The 17,840-nt window shown below is 33.8% G+C and carries 13 protein-coding genes; 12 read left to right on the top strand and 1 reads right to left on the bottom strand.

The window, feature by feature from the left end:
• Nucleotides 1–30: 30 nt before the first annotated feature.
• The 11 genes from IPK88_18895 to IPK88_18845 all read left to right on the top strand — a co-directional run bounded on the left by IPK88_18895 (nucleotide 31) and on the right by IPK88_18845 (nucleotide 12,388).
• Nucleotides 31–552 carry a GNAT family N-acetyltransferase gene (locus IPK88_18895; protein MBK8245502.1) on the top strand — a complete coding sequence of 174 codons (522 nt, stop codon included), beginning with the start codon at nucleotides 31–33 and terminating at the stop codon, nucleotides 550–552.
• A 303-nt stretch (nucleotides 553–855) separates the two neighbouring features.
• Nucleotides 856–1,878, top strand: a complete 1,023-nt coding sequence (locus IPK88_18890; GenBank protein ID MBK8245501.1) for an alpha/beta hydrolase — start codon at nucleotides 856–858, stop codon at nucleotides 1,876–1,878.
• Nucleotides 1,879–2,643: 765 nt separating this feature from the next.
• Nucleotides 2,644–4,527: a carboxypeptidase-like regulatory domain-containing protein gene (locus IPK88_18885; protein ID MBK8245500.1), complete on the top strand. Its 1,884-nt coding sequence runs from the start codon at nucleotides 2,644–2,646 to the stop codon at nucleotides 4,525–4,527.
• A gap of 232 nt (nucleotides 4,528–4,759) precedes the next feature.
• Nucleotides 4,760–5,179, top strand: coding sequence for a hypothetical protein (locus IPK88_18880; protein MBK8245499.1), 420 nt, complete (start codon nucleotides 4,760–4,762; stop codon nucleotides 5,177–5,179).
• Nucleotides 5,176–6,447: a divalent metal cation transporter gene (locus tag IPK88_18875; GenBank protein ID MBK8245498.1), complete on the top strand. Its 1,272-nt coding sequence runs from the start codon at nucleotides 5,176–5,178 to the stop codon at nucleotides 6,445–6,447. Before IPK88_18880 ends, IPK88_18875 begins: the two co-directional genes overlap by 4 nt.
• 133 nt (nucleotides 6,448–6,580) lie before the next feature.
• On the top strand, nucleotides 6,581–7,501 hold the full coding sequence (locus tag IPK88_18870) for a prolyl oligopeptidase family serine peptidase (protein MBK8245497.1): 921 nt from the start codon (nucleotides 6,581–6,583) through the stop codon (nucleotides 7,499–7,501).
• A 396-nt stretch (nucleotides 7,502–7,897) separates the two neighbouring features.
• Nucleotides 7,898–9,472, top strand: coding sequence for an FAD-dependent oxidoreductase (locus tag IPK88_18865; protein MBK8245496.1), 1,575 nt, complete (start codon nucleotides 7,898–7,900; stop codon nucleotides 9,470–9,472).
• A 533-nt stretch (nucleotides 9,473–10,005) separates the two neighbouring features.
• Complete coding sequence (locus tag IPK88_18860; GenBank protein ID MBK8245495.1) at nucleotides 10,006–10,305, top strand: YtxH domain-containing protein; 300 nt, start codon at nucleotides 10,006–10,008, stop codon at nucleotides 10,303–10,305.
• A 40-nt stretch (nucleotides 10,306–10,345) separates the two neighbouring features.
• Nucleotides 10,346–10,699 carry a hypothetical protein gene (locus tag IPK88_18855; protein MBK8245494.1) on the top strand — a complete coding sequence of 118 codons (354 nt, stop codon included), beginning with the start codon at nucleotides 10,346–10,348 and terminating at the stop codon, nucleotides 10,697–10,699.
• Nucleotides 10,696–11,112 (top strand): hypothetical protein, encoded by a 417-nt coding sequence (locus tag IPK88_18850; GenBank protein MBK8245493.1) that lies wholly within the window; start codon nucleotides 10,696–10,698, stop codon nucleotides 11,110–11,112. The genes IPK88_18855 and IPK88_18850 overlap by 4 nt, the downstream gene beginning before the upstream one ends.
• Nucleotides 11,113–11,497: 385 nt before the next feature.
• Nucleotides 11,498–12,388: a YihY/virulence factor BrkB family protein gene (locus IPK88_18845; GenBank protein ID MBK8245492.1), complete on the top strand. Its 891-nt coding sequence runs from the start codon at nucleotides 11,498–11,500 to the stop codon at nucleotides 12,386–12,388.
• Between the two features lie 93 nt (nucleotides 12,389–12,481).
• Here IPK88_18845 and IPK88_18840 read toward each other — a convergent pair whose 3' ends face one another.
• Entirely contained in the window at nucleotides 12,482–15,718 is a 3,237-nt protein-coding gene (locus IPK88_18840) for a PD40 domain-containing protein (GenBank protein ID MBK8245491.1), read from the bottom strand.
• 339 nt (nucleotides 15,719–16,057) lie between these two features.
• Between IPK88_18840 and IPK88_18835 the strand changes: the two genes are divergently transcribed.
• Nucleotides 16,058–17,539, top strand: coding sequence for a hypothetical protein (locus IPK88_18835; GenBank protein MBK8245490.1), 1,482 nt, complete (start codon nucleotides 16,058–16,060; stop codon nucleotides 17,537–17,539).
• Nucleotides 17,540–17,840 lie beyond the last annotated feature (301 nt).

Raw genomic sequence — 17,840 nt, 5'->3', positions numbered from 1 at the left:
CAACCATACCAACGAAACTGAAAGGATATTATGACAGACATTAATATACAAAAAGTACCCCTTGACGATATAGATAAATTACAAAGTTTGAGTAAACAGACCTTTTTTGAATCTTTCTCCTCGGGAAACACAGAAGAGAATATTCAGAAATATCTGGACGAAGCATTTTCTATTAATAGATTGACTGTCGAGCTTAACGACAACAATGCAGCGTTTTATTTTGCGATACTTGAAGACATGGAAATTGGTTATTTAAAATTGAATTTTGGACCGTCGCAAACAGAACTACAAGGCGATAGGGCTGTTGAAATAGAACGGATTTATGTGTTGAACGCTTTTCAAGGTAAAAGTGTTGGACAATTACTGTTTGATAAAGCAATCGAAATAACCAGGCAAAAATGCGCCGACTATGTTTGGTTGGGAGTATGGGAAGAAAATCTGAAAGCCATAAACTTTTACAAGAAAAACGGTTTCGTAGTGTTTGATAAACACCTTTTCAAATTGGGTGATGACGAACAGACTGACCTCATGATGAAGCTTGAACTGAAATAATAGGGTATGCGACCGTGAAGGCAACCAATGCATTTAAAACCCATTCCTTGTAGAAGTCAAAAGGATCAAGCTCTGATATGGGGTTAACAGTAATATCTTAATGATTTAACAATGAATTACTTGAATTGGACAATTCTATTTGGGATTATTTATAAAGATTCGGATATCTTCAATAAAAGATGATTCCTTGAAAAAATAGATCCACCAATTTTATTTTTTGAAGGTTTCAACTTTTCTTAGAATTAGCTGTAATTATGTGACGATCAACTACAACTCAAAAAACCTAAAAATTAACAAGATCCAATGAGCAATATTGAAATTTCAGCCCCTGGTATCGGACATATATTCGAATTAAAGAGTGGCAAAATTTGGGCATCTCAAGAAGGTAATGGTGGTCCAACAGTGGTATTTATTTCTGGAGCAGGAACAGTAGGACTTGATTATTATGAGCTTCAGAAAAAAGTATCTGCCCAATCTGCTGCCTTTATTTATGATAGAATGGGAATAGGATATAGTTCAACGTGCATATTGCCCCGTACTTCTCTTACAGTTACTCAAGAGCTTCATGAATTATTGGAAATTGCAAAATTGCCTAAACCGTACATTTTAGTAGGTCATTCACTTGGTGGGTTGTATGCCCGTCATTTTGCAACACTTTATCAAAAAGACGTTTCAGGACTTGTGTTACTTGACCCAGCGCATGAAGACTTTAATCATTACATGCCTGAAGAATTAAATAAATTACGAAAGATAAAATTAAATGATAAACCAAAACCGCCGAAAATTTACAAATCGTCTGGTTTACTGCTCAAAATTGCAAGCTACAGTTTAGGTAGAAATATCTTAGGACTAGTACCCATGGTCAAAAAATTCCAAAGAATATATAGAAAATTATTTGCCGAAGAGCTTAAATCATGGCCTCATGAAATTAAAGAAAAACTAATTAACGACCATGAAAGTATACAATGGTTGTTGTCCGGCTCAAGAGAAGCAGCCAATGTTGATGATTTATATGAAGAAATAAGAAAGGCTAAAGCAGTGCCGAATATTCCTACCACCATTATATGTTCTCTTGAAATAGATGATTTCAGACGTGTTGTTTTGGCTGGAGAATCCAATGAATTGATTGCTCAAGAAATTGAAGGAAAAAATAGACTTTATAAAGACTATTTATCGAATTTATCAGAAGGAAAGCTCATTGAATTAAACACTGGTCACGTAAACATGCCATTTCGACAACCTGACACAATTGCATTAGAAATAAAGGAAATGCAAGTTCGGGATCGTAAAAAACAGGATGACAAAGACAACGAAACAATAAGTTAAATCTGTATTTCCTAAAGTAACATTGGGCTAAAGACTAGAAGTTTTATATTACTAAATTGTACGGAAACATTCCTTTTTACAAGCTAATATTTAGAAAAATAGCCTTTATTCATTAGTTATTAAGCATTAACCATTAGACAAGTTTTTCCAAATAAATATTGGAAGTTTTAAGATTAAATATTATTTTTAGGCTTTAAATGGAATACCAAACTATAAAGAAATGTCTAAATATGTTGATGCTTGCAAATCCATTTTCCAAGGGCTTGGTTTTGAAGTAGATGTCGACTATTGTGTGATTTATACGTAATGCATAGTGGGTGGATTACTTACAAATTACTGCAAGTAAGTGCCAGAAATAGAAATTAAATATTGTTATTAAAAATAATTTAAGAGAAATATGGCCTAATGAACAGGGCTACCCAATTTTATTGCTTTAGAATTGGGAATACCCTACACCATTGAAAGCCGGATGACCAGTTCTTTTAAAGGATTTAGTTAATTGGAATCATTATTTTTTTAGAGTTTTGGACAATAATGTAATAGCCTAGGAAGTTGATTTTGACAGTGTGAGGCAAGTTCAGTATTCAATAATGGTGTTAGGGTTTTATGATTGAAAAATCAAACCTAATAAAAATTGGAAAGTACAACTGAGGGTTATGGTTTGCAAATGATCATTGACTTCATGCATGGATTTAATAATTAAAATGAAATCACAACCGACATGGAAATGATTGGAGTTGTTTTAATTCAAAGAGATTGATATAAATGATCACAGGGGCTACACAAAAAATATCCGCAGAAAATATCACTAATAAACATCTTAATCATCAAATGCAAATCATCGATTTAGCATTGCCTCAAAAGTCAAGCTTGATTTCGTTTTCTGGAATGTCGGTGACAGGATATGGAATAGCAGGGACATCGGAATTGTTATTAGGTCAAATTAATTCACGACTAATTTTATTCTGTGAATATTTGAACCAAAGCATAAGAGATCAATATGATGAAATTATGATTTATTTAATCAAATACATCTTTACCGCACTACTTCTATTTGGAGTAAGCTATTCATCAATAGCGCAAACCATTCTAACGGGAGTAGTTGTTGATTCAGATCATCAAAGCGTTTTGGCGTTTGTAAATATTGGAATCAAGAAAAAGAACATTGGAACTAGTTCCTTGGATGATGGTTCGTTCTCCATTGTGATTCCATTACAAAACGAGAATGATACATTGACTTTATCTATGGTTGGATACTCAGAATTAAATATTCCTATTCAAAGTATTTTAATCACTCATAAAAAAACATTTCAACTGAAAGAAAAGACTAGCACTTTGAATACTGTTGTAGTAACTGCAAGTAAATTGGTGGAACGTAAGTTTGGAATTAAAAAAACGGGAACAATAACTCATTTTACGGATGGTAGCACCCATCAAAATGACATTTTTGAAATTGCTCAAAGGATTCAATTGGACACGATAATTTCAAAAATAACTTCGGTAAACCTGCATATCAACCAATCAAGAAAGGACAGCGGTACCTTCAGAATCAATTTTTACAAGTATGCGGGGAATAGACCATCTGAGCGAATTATTGAAACAAGCATAATCCAAACTAAGCAAATTCAAGAGGGTTGGTTAAAGTTTGATTTGACGCCATACAAAGTGTATCTGAAGGGAAGTTTTGTTGTAGCCATTGAATTTATCCCTACGAAGAGAACGACTCATCCTATTTATTATGAAGTGAAGTTGGGAGGGAGCGCAAAAAGTTTTGTCCGAACCAGCAGTCAGGGAGAATGGAGTGTTCCACCACATCATTACCGACTTTTTGTAACAGCACTGGTAAGCGACAAAAAAAATAAGTTACGTGAAGATGAATGGGAAGAAAAGGAATCCATTCCGGTTGCTACATTGTTTTCTAAAAATGTAAATGATTCGTTTTCGATTTTCGTTAGCTTGCCTAAAGATTATGCAAAGAAGAAGAATCAAAATTTCCCGGTCATTTATCTTTTAGATGCAAATGTTTATTTTGATATTATTGCTGATGCAACGAATGAAATTCATTCAAAAGCTATTTTAGTTGGCATTGGGTATAAGGATTTTGTAATGATGGATTCATTTAGGAATAGAGATTACACATTTCCAAAAGCGTCGCCAAAAGATAGTTTTCCGATCAGCGGTGGTGCTTTCAATTTTTTATTCTTTATCAAAAATGAACTCATACCTTATATTGACAAAGCATATCGGACGAAAACCAATAGCCGAACCTTGATGGGACATTCTTTAGGAGCCTATTTTACTTTGTTTGTTTTAATGCAGGAGATACTAAATACGGACCATACTTTCAAAAATTATGTTGCGGCAAGTCCTTCACTTCATTATGGCAATAAGTTTTTGATGGATCAATTTAAACAAAGTGTAGTTTATGACAATTCAATACAACAAAATTTATGGTTGACTTTTGGTGCCAAGGAGGATATCGAAGATAGTACAGGAACCGAAGGCAGTGACAATTTTAATTCATTCGTTCATATATTAGAGTCATCAAAATATAAGGGTATTAATTTGAAAGTTGAAGTTTATTCAGCTTTTGGACATATGGAAACAGCAGTACCTACATTTGTAAAATCATTAAAAGGAATAGAATGATTGTTTAACTTGACGGACTTGAAACCTCAAGATGGCAAATTGGTTGCGTCTAACAATAAAGATTTTAATCCAGCTGAATTGTTGCAAAGCATCACTCTTGCATCCTTGTAATGTAAAAAAATGACATTCATCATGTTTTTCCAAATAAATATTGAAAGTTTTAAATTTAAGTATTAATTTCAGGCTTTAAATATAATATTGTTTTAAGAATTAGCTCAATTGGAAATTAAATATGAAAAATTTCCCCAATATACCAGGTCCAAGTAGTGGCTTTATCGCCTGGCGGGCGAAACCAGACTTTGAAGATTCGATAATGCAAATTATATTTATAGATCGGCAAAAGTTGATCCATCTTTTTTGCTTTTTAATTTTTGAAAGAAACAACTTTCTTTTGAGTTATAACCAATCAATTGGGACAGTACTAACCCGAATAGGTCTGCAAAAAGTGAAAAGACAAACAACAACTATGAAACATAAAATACTTACTATTCTGACAATTATGATTTGCTTATTTTGTTTAGCTACAAATTTATATTGGTATTTTCGCCAAGACATTAAACCGAATTTTTTCATAAGAATAAATATGACTACTCCCGTTCTACTCATCTTGGCTGTCTTTTTACCGACCATTCAACAACTAATTAAAAAATGATAAAGAAGAAAATATTCTCAACTAAATTTTTTAATAGTTGGAAAAAACTTGGACCAGGTCTTGTGACAGGTGCAAGTGATGATGACCCATCTGGAATTGCAACTTATTCTCAAGCAGGTGCTGCATTTGGACTTGCTACATTATGGACAGCGATTATTGCTTTTCCTCTTATGGCATCCATTCAGCAAATGTGTGCGAGAATTGGGTTGGTAACCTCACAAGGTTTGACAGGGACACTTAAAAAACACTATCCAAAACCCATTTTGTATTTAATGCTTTTGTTTAGCTTTCCTGCTATTGTAATGAATATTGGTGCTGACATTTCAGGTATGGGTGCTGTTGGAAACCTTTTGTTTCCAGCTATTGATGCTAATTATTTCAGTGTTCTTTTTACGATTATCCTTCTTGGTTTAATAATCTATTTGCCATATCAAAAAATTGCATCTGTTCTAAAATATTTATGCATTGTAATGTTGGTTTATTTTATTGTGCCGTTTTTGTATAAACAGGATTTCTTAGAAATAATTAAATCAACTTTTATTCCAACTATAAAATTTGATAAAGACTTTATAGCAATTTTAGTGGGTATACTTGGTACTACCATTTCACCGTATCTTTTCTTTTGGCAAGCATCGGTAGAGGTTGAAGAAATGAAAAACAAAAGAAAACATTTGATTGTAAACAAAAAGATAATTCATGAGATTAACCAAGACGTAGATTTTGGAATGACCGTTTCAGGATTAGTTATGTATTTTATCATTCTTACTAGTGGAACTGTTTTATTTAAAGGTGGCATCCATCAAATTGATACCGTTGAACAAGCGGCAATGGCATTAAAACCATTAGCTGGGAACCTAGCTTATCTTCTTTTTGCTGTAGGGGTCATCGGAACGGGGCTTATTGCAATTCCTGTATTAAGTGGTTCTATATCTTATATTATTACAGAGACATTTGGCTGGGAACAAGGGCTGGACAAAAAATTTCATGATGCCAAAGCATTTTATATAATCATTGCGATATCATTAATTTTAGGTTTATCTTTGAACTACATTGGCATTACTCCAATTCAGTCGTTGATATATACAGCTATTCTTTATGGATTAACAGCTCCTGTTCTAATTGCAATTATCTTACACATTTCGAATAACAAAAAAATAATGGGAGAAAACGTGAATGGAAGATTAACTAATATTCTGGGCTTTTTGGCATTAATAATTATGACAATTGCTGCTTTAACTTTGATTTACTTGGAATTATCTGAAAATTAGAAGAATTAACCTATGAGAAAAATGAAAGCATTGGAAGGGGAGCCGAATTGCTTGGGAAATTTGGTTGCCAATAACATATATATACTGCACTATGCAAAAGATATGAAGATTAAAAACTCTGATAAAGAGAACTATGTTTAGAAAATTAGTATTAGCAGGATTTACAATGCTTTTAATGTGTTGCAGTTCTGTTAAATATATGGGATATTTCTGTGATGCTACTTTCTCTCCACCTCAAGAAAAGACCATGGTTATGGAGGATGGATATGCATCTACCTATTTTTCTATTCAAAAAGGGAAAGGCAAACCAGACAAAGTAATATTTTTCATCAGTGGGTCTGGCTATAATAGTATAAAATACTATTTGAAGCATTATTTTTCAACCTTGAAGGGAAATTATAAAATATATGCTTTACAAAAGAGATATATTTCAAGTTGGACAACTGAAATATTTAGAAAACCCAGTAAGCAATTTAATGAGCATAATTACTTCGATGTGTGGGTTACAAATCAAAATTATTTTATAAATAAAATACTCAGTGATGAGCGCAATATTTATGAAAAAATGATACTTTTTGGAGTATCTGAAGGTGGAACCACTGCGGCAAAAATTGCAACTATTAATAATAAAATTTCAAATTTGGTAATTGTTGGGAGTGGTGGAATAAAGTTTGAAGAGGAATTAAGAATTTTAATAAGAAATTTAGGGTATGATGTTAACCTGGATACCATTTACACTGATATCAAAGCGAACCCTGACCATATCGATAAAGTTTTTTACGGTCACCCATATAAATATTGGAATTCTGTATTATTTATAGATCCCATGGAATTCTATAACAAAATTACAGTTCCAATTCTTGTGGCCCAGGGAGCGCATGATAAAAGTACACCCATTGAAACAGGTAGATTTTTAAGGGATGAATTTAATAAGCAGGGCAAGACTCATTTAACTTTTATGGAATATAAGGGAGCCGACCATACGCTAAAAAGCGCCAATGGTAAGGAAGGCTTAAATGATTTTTTTGAAAAAATGAATGAATGGTTGGATTAAAAGAAAGAGAAAGTACCATTAGCATGACCTGGTAATAATTATTCTAATGCGTCAGTACATGTCAGGATATTATAAGTCAATGTAAATATGTGTCATGAGCTGCTTCATTTCAATGAAGACTCTACAATAATTATATGCCAATAAATTGTACGGGAGCATTCTTTTTAAAAACTATTATTAGAAACAAAATGACGGTTAATATTTTAAAAAATCAATTTTTTTATTTGAAAATTGAAGATTAAATTTCATCAATGTGTTCATTAAGAAAACCAACTTTGTTCTAAGAAGCTTTAGGCTATATGAAGAACACTTGTCAATATTTTAACTTCAGAATGTTGTAACTTCATAAAACAATAGTGTAACATTCGCCTTATAAAAAGTACAGACCTTTGTGTCGTGCAAATTTTAACTAACGAACAAAGTGGTAAAGTAACAGCAGGAAGTCAGTACTCCTGCTGGTTTGCACCGCGTGTACCTTTTGATAATTATTACCCTTTAGAAGAAAACATTGAAACCGATGTAGTAATCGTGTGTGCAGGTATTGTAGGATTAAGTATTGCATATTGCCTTTCCCAAGCAGGTAAAAAAGTAATCGTGATAGAAGATGGTTTCATTGGTAGCGGCGAAACAGGCAGAACCACAGCACAACTTGTTACTGCATTGGACCAACGTTATTATGAAATGGAAGAAATATTCGGAAAGGAAAGCACCAAACTTATTGCAGAAAGCCATAAAGAGGCGATTGAATTTGTAAAGTATACGATTGCAAAAGAAAATATAGACTGCGATTTCCAGCAAATGAATGGATATTTGTTTGCACATCCTTCCGACCATAAAGATTCACTCAAAAAAGAAATGGAAGCCGCTCTCCGTGCAGGAATTATAGCAGAAAAAATGAACACGACTCCTGGTATACCCAATGAAGGAGCGAGTATATGTTTTGGTAACCAGGCGCAATTTCATCCATTGAAATATCTAAATGGACTGTGCATTGCTATTGAAAAAAGGGGCGGCAAAATATTTACACAAACACATGCCAAGGAGATACACAGCAAGGGAATTGACACTTCTGCGGGTTACACCGTAAAAGCCCAACACATAGTCGTTGCCACCAACGCTCCAGTAAATGATGTGTATGCCATGATGCTAAAACAAACTGCCGTGCGAAGTTATGTCATAGGTGCATTAATAAAAAAAGATAGTTTGCCTAAAGCAATGTGGTGGGATACTGGAGATCTTAGTGCAACGGCAAAACCTTATCATTATATACGCATTCATTCGTATAATGAAGCTCATGATTTACTTCTTTGCGGAGGAGAGGACCATCCTGTTGGTGTGCCAACTGACAAAGATGCGTATGAATCTTTAGAAAATTGGACGCGAAAGCGATTTGGCATAGGTGAAATCATTTCAAAATGGTCGGGTCAAATTATGGTATCCATGGATTCTGTTGCATTCATTGGACGCAATCCCTGGGATGAAGATAATGTATATATTGTAACGGGTGATTCAGGAATTGGCATGACTTATAGTGCCATTGCAGGTGTGCTTGTAAAAGATTTAATAATAGGCAATGTAAACAAGTATGAAAAAATTTATTCGCCTTCACGTTTTACATTACACTCAAGTGGAAAGTTTTTTAAATTATTAAAGGACGATTTTATTAATTTGGTTAAAAAATGGTTTTATACTGGTTCTCAAGAACTGTCAGGAATAAAAAATGGTGACGCGGCCATTGTGAAATTAGAGGGTGAAAAATGTGGCGCGTACTGTGATGAAAATGGAATACTACATATTGTTTCCGCTGAATGTACTCACCTTAAATGTATGGTCGTTTGGAATAAAGATGAGCGTAGTTGGGATTGTCCATGTCACGGTAGCCGCTTTACCTATACCGGCAAAGTAATCAACGGACCAGCCATTACCGATTTGCCTGCATATAGTCATAAAATAACTTTGGAAAGTCAATGATATAGAAATAGAAATTCAGTTTAGCAGGATAGTTAATGATTTGTCAGGTTGGCAAAATGGTATCAGGGACATAGAAATTTCCCAACCTTCTTTCTGTGACCAACGAAAAGGTACACGAGTCTGTTCTCCATTTATCAGTTCGTTTATAGCGAATAGCTTTCTGTTAAACGAATTTCTTTTCTTTAATAAATTAATACGTGTATTGTATAATTTAAATATTAGGTCTTACTTATTCTTATAATTTTAAATAGTCCTTTAAAATTTTCATTTCATATTTCTTTTTTAAAGTATATCAATTCTTGCTGTATAAAATACGGTACCATATTCTATGGGGTTAAATGAGCTTCTATATTGGAATATTTTTTTCTATAAGCTATTAAATTATTGAAAATTATAATCATGTAACTTTTTTAATGGATGGTGTAAGACTTTCATTATAATACAACTTACCTTTACCATATTATTGCAAACAAATAAAATTGCAATATTAACGTAAAATAAATAAAATTAATTAACAATTTAAAACAACAATTATGAGTACTAGTAAAGTGTTATTGGGAGCATTGGCAGGGATTGCCTTAGGTGCGTTAGCGGGATTATTATTAGCCCCAGAGAGTGGTTCACAAACCCGAAAAAAAATCAAAGACAAAGGCAATAGCTATGTTGATGAATATAGAACCAAATTTGAAGACTTTCTTGAAACTTTGACAGAAAAATTTGAAGGTGTCAAAAAAGACGCTAAAGATTTTGCAGAAAATGGTAAGGCTAAATTCGAAGATGCAAAAAAGGAAGCAAGATATGCTTCTTCTGATGGTAAGCAAATTGTATCTTAATTTGTTTTTCTATTTTTTTATAATAGTTATAATATAGTGTATGACAGACAATGCAACTCCAATAGCAACTCTTTTGCAAAGGGCAGAAGATTATGGCAATACTTCAATTGAATTGTTTAAGTTAAATGCGATAGACAAATCAGCTGATGTAGCCTCATCATTGGTTTCACGCCTTGCAGTTGTTATTACCGTTGCATTGTCATTCTTAATAATTAACATTGGTATTGCTTTGTGGTTAGGAAAAATCCTGGGTGATTCCTATTACGGTTTTTTTATTATTGGAGGCACTTATGGCCTACTAGCCTTGCTATTTCATATCTTTCGTCATAGTTGGCTAAAATATCCAATTAGCAATTTAATTATAAGACAATTGCTTAAACAAAAAATAGTATGAAACGTAAAAACGAAACAGACACCTTAAATGAGGAAATTAATAAATCACAAAACAAGCATGCCAACGAGCTTGCTTTACTCAAGGAACAACTGCATACCTCATATGAAAGCTTAAAACCTGTTAATTTAATTAAAAGTACTTTTAAGGAATTTACTTCTTCAGCGGATACAAAAAATGATCTATTTGGCAATGCTTTGAGCCTCGGTATTGGATTTGTTGCCAAGAAAGTTTTTGTTAATAGTTCGCATAATCGGTTTAGAAGAGTTGTTGGAACTCTATTACAAGTTGCAATCACTAATGTTGTGTCTAAACAATCTGACCATATCAAAGTGCTTGGTGAAAATCTCATACATCGTTTTTTGAAATATAGAAAGGAATCAAATAAAGTTTTACATCATAATGGTACTTCATAAACACGAGTAATTTATTTTTTAAAAGAAATAATAGGAATCAAATTTTTAGAGGACCGTTGGTAGGTCCAGTGTAAATGGATGGAGAGATAGCTTTAGTGGTGCCATTGTCGTTTTTGTTATTATTTGAGTATTGTTTTGGCAATGTATCTTTAATGTGTTTTATTATTATTCCATTTCAAGATTTTTCTGTTCATACTATCTTGTGCCTAATTTTTATTACTTCTGATTCTATGTTGAGAGGTATTACGAAATGATTTTAAATAGACATGGATTAATCTCCTTGACCATGATATAAACATCCAGTCGGTTAAAGCAGTATATACAAGTGACTTAAGAAATCTCTTCCAACGAATATTAATTCGAATAAGAAGAATGTGGAAAAGAAATGAAAATAAATGTTAAAACCATTTTCAAGATTGTAAAAACTGCCACTAAGGAATGGTGGTCAAAGGACCCATTTAAGGAAAGCGCAGTCATTGCATACTACGCTATTTTTTCACTACCTGGGTTGCTTGTTGTAATCATAACTGTTGCAGGATATTTCTTTGGCCAGGATAAGGTAATTGAAAATATTACCGGGCAAATCTCCTCTGCGATGGGTGTGGATACAGGAAGACAAATTCAAGAAATAATTATAAAAGGAATAGAATCAAAAACTTCAGTCTGGTCAACTATTCTTGGGGTATTCACAATTCTACTTGGAGCAACTGGCGTTTTTGTTCAATTTCAAAAATCATTAAATAATATTTGGAACGTAAAAGCTGATGAAACTAAATCGGGCATTCTGCATTTGCTCAAAGCACGTTTATTCTCATTCGGGCTAATACTATCCATTGCATTTATTTTAATTGTTTCATTTGTATTTTCAGCTATACTTTTAGCTTTCGGCAACTGGGTTGCACAGCGTTTTTCAGAATCCTTACTTATAATTTTGCAAATTGTCAATTTTATTTTATCATTAAGTATTCTTGCATTATTATTCGCACTCATGTTTAAGTTTTTTCCAGATGCAAAAGTAAAATGGAAGCATGTCTGGATTGGTTCATTCGTTACTGCATTATTGTTTGAGATTGGAAAATTTAGTTTAGAAATTTATTTTGGGACAGCAGACCCTGGCTCGGGATATGGAGCTGCCGGTTCAATTATTCTAATCTTACTTTGGGTTTCTTATTCATCCATGATCGTTTTTTATGGTGCAGAATTTATCCACGCCTATGCAGAACTACAGGATGGCACAATTCCACCTGATGAAAATGCAAGAAGAGTTCATGCATGATTTAGTCCAAATTAAATTAACTCCATTTTGAATTTCTATTGCAAATTGAACTTGGTACCTAAAATAACCGATTTCACAATTAGAGTTTAACCATCAATCTTCATCATGTCCAAGTTCTAAACTATTACTTCCTTCATGGTATCGAAATGTTTCTGCGCTTTTGTTTAATTCCCAGAAAAATCGTCCACGGGTTTGTTGGTTATTACCCATTTCATTCATTGTTTCAGTATCAAAAAGACGTCCATTGATCATGGTATAACGAATCGATTCTGTGTTGTGAATATCTTCCAATGGATTTTTATCCATGACCAGTAGATCTGCTAGTTTCCCCACTTTAAGTGATCCTACATAATCATCAAAACCTAGACTCATTGCAGGATTAATGGTTGCGGTTTTCAAAGCCTCCAACGGCGTCATGCCTCCTTGTTGCATCATCCATATTTCCCATTGCGCGCCGATTCCTTGAATTTGACCATGAGCTCCCATGTTGATGAGTACTCCGGCATCATTAAGTTTTTTCAGACTTTTTGAAACCAAAATGTGGCCGTTTTCATATTCTTCTTCAGGGACCATTGTGCGAAATCGACTTCTTGTATCTATAATTGCGCGTGGTGTAAAACGCAATAATTTTTCTTTTTCCCATACATTTGTATGTTGATACCAATAGTATTCACCATTTGGTGCTCCATAACAAACGATTAAAGTTGGCGTTAATGCAGTTTTAGATTTAGCAAATAATTGGATGACATCATTATACAAGGTAGCAACGGGTAGATTATGTTCGATCGTAGTATGTCCATCGAATATCATTCCCAGATTATGATAAAAAAAGGAACCACCTTCAGGTACTACTTCAATATTTTGTTCACGGGCTGCTTGGATGATCATCTGATTTTGTTCCCGTCTTGGTTGGTTGTAACTTTTTACGCTGAAAGCACCATATGCGCTAGTTCTGCGCAATGCACTTCTTGCATCATCCAGTGAATTGATAACGGCTTTAAAATCGCCATCTGCGCCATATAATATGGTGCCTGTAGAAAATATCCGTGGGCCTGTCATTCTGCCCGCCTTGACCAATTCACTTTGTGCAAAGACTATTTCACTGTTTGCTGATGGATCGTGTATCGTTGTTACACCATAAGCTAAGTTGACATAGTATGGCCAGTGCTTTTGAGGTGTGATGCCCGCACGGAAATGATTGGCGTGTGCATGCGCATCAATAAATCCCGGTGTTATAGTTTTTCCTTTACAATCAATTTCCTTGGCCTCAGAAGGAATTTTTATTTCAGTTGATCTTCCGATTGCTTTTATTTTATTTCCTTCCACAATCAATGTTCCATCTTCAATAATTTCATTACCATTCATGGTAATGATTCTCGCATTTTTAAATGCAATGACACCTTTGGGGTGATCGGAGTCCACGACAAGATTTATCGATATTCCTTTCTCAGGTTCTTTAAACAGTGAATCCGGTTTGTTCGCAACGAATTCAAATCTGTCAGATAATGGTATAGAATAATATTGATCACCTAAAGTATAATGTAAGGTTTTACTATCTGAACTCCAATGAAGATTTATACCCGCATCTTTTGAAACTTTTTTTACAGGGACAGAACCTGATTCAGCGGTCATGTCTATGGTTTTTCCAATAGATGGAAATGCGGCCAAATAAACTTGATGCAAATCAACAAATCCTACCCACTTGCCATCCGGCGATACACGAAACTGACTGCCATAGGTACTTTTGAAAATCAGGAGTTCATTTTGACCATCAGTTTTGCAACTACTCAGTGAATTTTCAGTCTGAAAATAAATTCGATCTCCTTTGTGATTAAAAAATGGAGCTGAGCCATGATCTATGACTAACTTGACATTTGTGCCTGTAGCAGTCATGGTGTAGATGCCTGGATTTACAGTATGATTGAAGCCTAATATTTCATTACCTTCTTCTTTTACATAGACTATAGAATTGCCATCCGGAGCATATGAAGGATTTCTATATATACCTTTATCTTTTGATAGTATTTCTGGTTCTGAATCTGGAATACTAAAATCGAGTTTGCAAATACGTCCTAAACTGGTATCATTCCAGGTAACATATATTAGATTTTTTCCATCAAAAGAAAAAGATGGATCAAATTCAAAATCATTGCCCTTAGATAATCGGATGGGTTTTCCATTGGGTAGTTTCTTTTTCCATAAATATCCTACAGCATTAAAAACGAGATATTCTCCATTGGGTGAAGTTGTCGCTTGTCTAATTACCTTAGGAGAAAAAGTATCTTGATTCATATTCTGCTTAAATCGCAATGCATCTGCTATTTTATTTTTTACAAGACACTGAAAAGGAATGTTCGTTGATTGATTAACTTGGAGGGCATCCAATTTAATAATTTTTCCTTTACTCCAGATCACAATATTTTTATCATCCGGCATCCATGAAAATCCGGTGTATACACCAAAAGTCGTCCATGCTTCTGCAAGGTCTTTGCTCAATTGATCATAGAGCGGCCATTCCTCTCCAGTTTCCAAATTGCGTAGGTATAAAACCGTTTTAGCTCGAACTCTTTTGATAAAAGCCAGGGTCTTGCCATCATGTGAAATTTGAGGGCGAAATGCACCACCAGGACCGCCGGTTACTTGTTCGGATATACCTTTGTCTCGATCATATCTTTTGATCACGAAAATCTGATTATTGGGGTCTTTATTATACTGAAAAAATCCTCCGGGATACATGTCCTCACTATAGTAAATATATCTTCCATCAGAACTGCATGAAGGTTCATTCAAATCCTGTTGATCATTTTTTCTTGGAGTCAACTGTAATCCTTCGCCACCTGATAAATGATAAATCCAGAGTTCACCAGCTCCTAAAGAACGATGTGAAGTAAAATGTTTGCGGGCAATCAGGTAATCTCCACCAGGGGTCCAAACGGCGTTATTGAGTAGTCTGAAATTCTCTTTAGTGATTTGTTTGGCATGACTCCCATCCTTATCCATTACCCAAATATTGTCACCTCCACCTGCATCAGAGGTAAAAGATATTTTTTTGCCATCCGGGCTGTACCTCGGTTGGACTTCTAGGGCCAATCCACTTCTCAAGCACTTAGTTGCGCCTCCTTCAATCGGCATGGTATATATGTCACCTAATAAATCAAAGACAATTTCCTTTCCATCAGGTGATACGTCCAGATTCATCCATGTTCCTTCATCAACGGTAAATGAAAATTCTTTATAGGGTCCTTTTGGGTTATTTACATCCCACTTCTTTTTATCCTGAGCAAATAAAGTTATAGAAAGAAGTGCCAGTAATAAAACAATATATTTCATAAGTATTTAAAATTTGGGATGAAGATAATCAAAGACGAGAGATCACAACAAAAAAAGTTTCATGGTAAGAAGTGAAGTCATTTTCGTAGGCATTTAATTTTTTTATAAGATTAATTTGTAATTTTATGGTATATGAAATAAATGTTGTTTTCTAAAGCTCAATTTTTTGTACTATTGTGAATGGGTCTGACAAAAAAACAAAAATTACTGGTGTTAAGTAATTTTATATTTATGCAATTATTTATGAAACTTATTTGTAGAAAAAAATGGATACAATATAATGATCAAATTTAAAGAAATTTACAAAGCATATTCTAAAATCAATAACATCTAATTAAAATGAATAAAATTATTGCATGTTTTTTCTATTTTGCTAATATGTGGGTCATTAATGCTCAGGTTCACCTAGGGCCGGGGCAAGCTTATACCAATATAGAAGCCGCATTCAAATCAAATGCAATTAAACCGGGCGACACCGTTTTTTTACACGCTGGTTCTTATTCAGGATACCAATACATTACCAATTTGCAAGGAGCCCAGAATAAATGGATCACCATTCGTCCGTTTGGAACGGATCAAATTGATATATCTGGAACCTGGCAATTTGCAAGTTGTTCCTATCTGCGATTTGAATATTTAAATTTCAAAGGCAATTCCAAAAACCCAGGTAGATTATTCAGTGTAGATAATGGTGGAAGTTGTTTGACACAATCCAAGCATATTGTTGTTCGTAATTGTATATTTTCAAACGTTTCTGATCCCAATGCGATCGCTGCATTTAAATTTGGTGGGGTGGATAGTTTTGAGGTTTCCAATAATATTTTTAAAGATTTTCCAGCAACAAGCGCGATGGATTATAATGTATGTCATGCCGGAAGTATCATTGAAAATCGTATTGAAAATTGCCTAACTGGAGGTCATATCAAAGGAGGGGCATCTGATATAACCATGGAGCGCAATTTTTTTATAAATGCTTCTCAGGCCAGTTGGGTTGCATTTGAACTTGGCGGTGATACAGGTGCGCAATTTTATTGTCCCAATGAAAATTATGAAGTTAAAAATCTTAATTTCTATTCTAATATTGTCGTAGGAGGTTACCGCGGACTTGCATTGAGTTCTGCAGTCAACTGCAATGTTGTCAATAATACCTTTTATAATTGTGGACAAGCTACCATGAGATTTTTAACCACAAGTATTTTGTATCCTTCATTGACTGGGAATAAAGTTGAGAACAATATTTTTGCTTTTGGAAGTTCAGCGTACTTTAATGGTGGAAAACAACTGGCTGGTGCTGCAAGTTTTAGTAACAATATATATTGCAGTATAATAAATCCGGTGTTCAATGGACCCTATTGGGATACTCCGGATTTAGATCCGATCAAAGATAAAAATCCAACACTATTTGGTAATAATACAGTTATTTTTCAAGATGGAAAGAACAATAATTATAATCTAGTTAACGGTAGTCCTGCAATAGGGAATGGTAAAATGGTCAACGAGCCCAAATATGATTTTTATGGAAAAACATTTTCTCCCACATCCCGTTCCATTGGTGCAATAGAATTTAATATTGCAACGGCGGATCATGATGTATTAGATGAACAGCATACTAGAAGTATCAAAATATTTCCAAACCCTGCTAAGACCTATATTACTATTGAGGCGATAGACATACCTAAACAAATTGAAATATATAATTCTGTGGGTATTCGATTGCTAATTTCTGAGTATAACTCACGGATTTTAATAGATCAGTATTTGCCTGGACTCTATTTCTTAAAGGTCGGTAAAGAAGTTTTGCAGTTTATTGTTTTGAATTGAAATTAAAAATTTCAATCCATGATGTAAGAATAAAAGGGCAACATTTTTTTTGAAAAATGATTATAAGAAGGAGCGTTGGAGAAATTCATATTAAAAGAAATATGAATTTTTAATTTATGTAAATGATAGTGTTACTTATATGTATTTGAAAAATGTGGTCTTGTTTAAATCATGTTTTTAGAATTAACCTAATTTCATTCTTTTTATGTATTCAATAGATTTTTTCAGTTGTGTCAACTTTAAGGCAGAAGTTCATTTTTTAATTTGAAATAAATAAGCATAAATCAAATAATGCAATGAA

Origin of the sequence: Candidatus Defluviibacterium haderslevense (assembly GCA_016712225.1) — a bacterium.
GTDB lineage: Bacteria > Bacteroidota > Bacteroidia > Chitinophagales > Saprospiraceae > Vicinibacter > Vicinibacter haderslevensis.
Note: the sequence above shows the minus strand (reverse complement) of the source record. Positions and strands in the feature narration are given on the sequence as shown.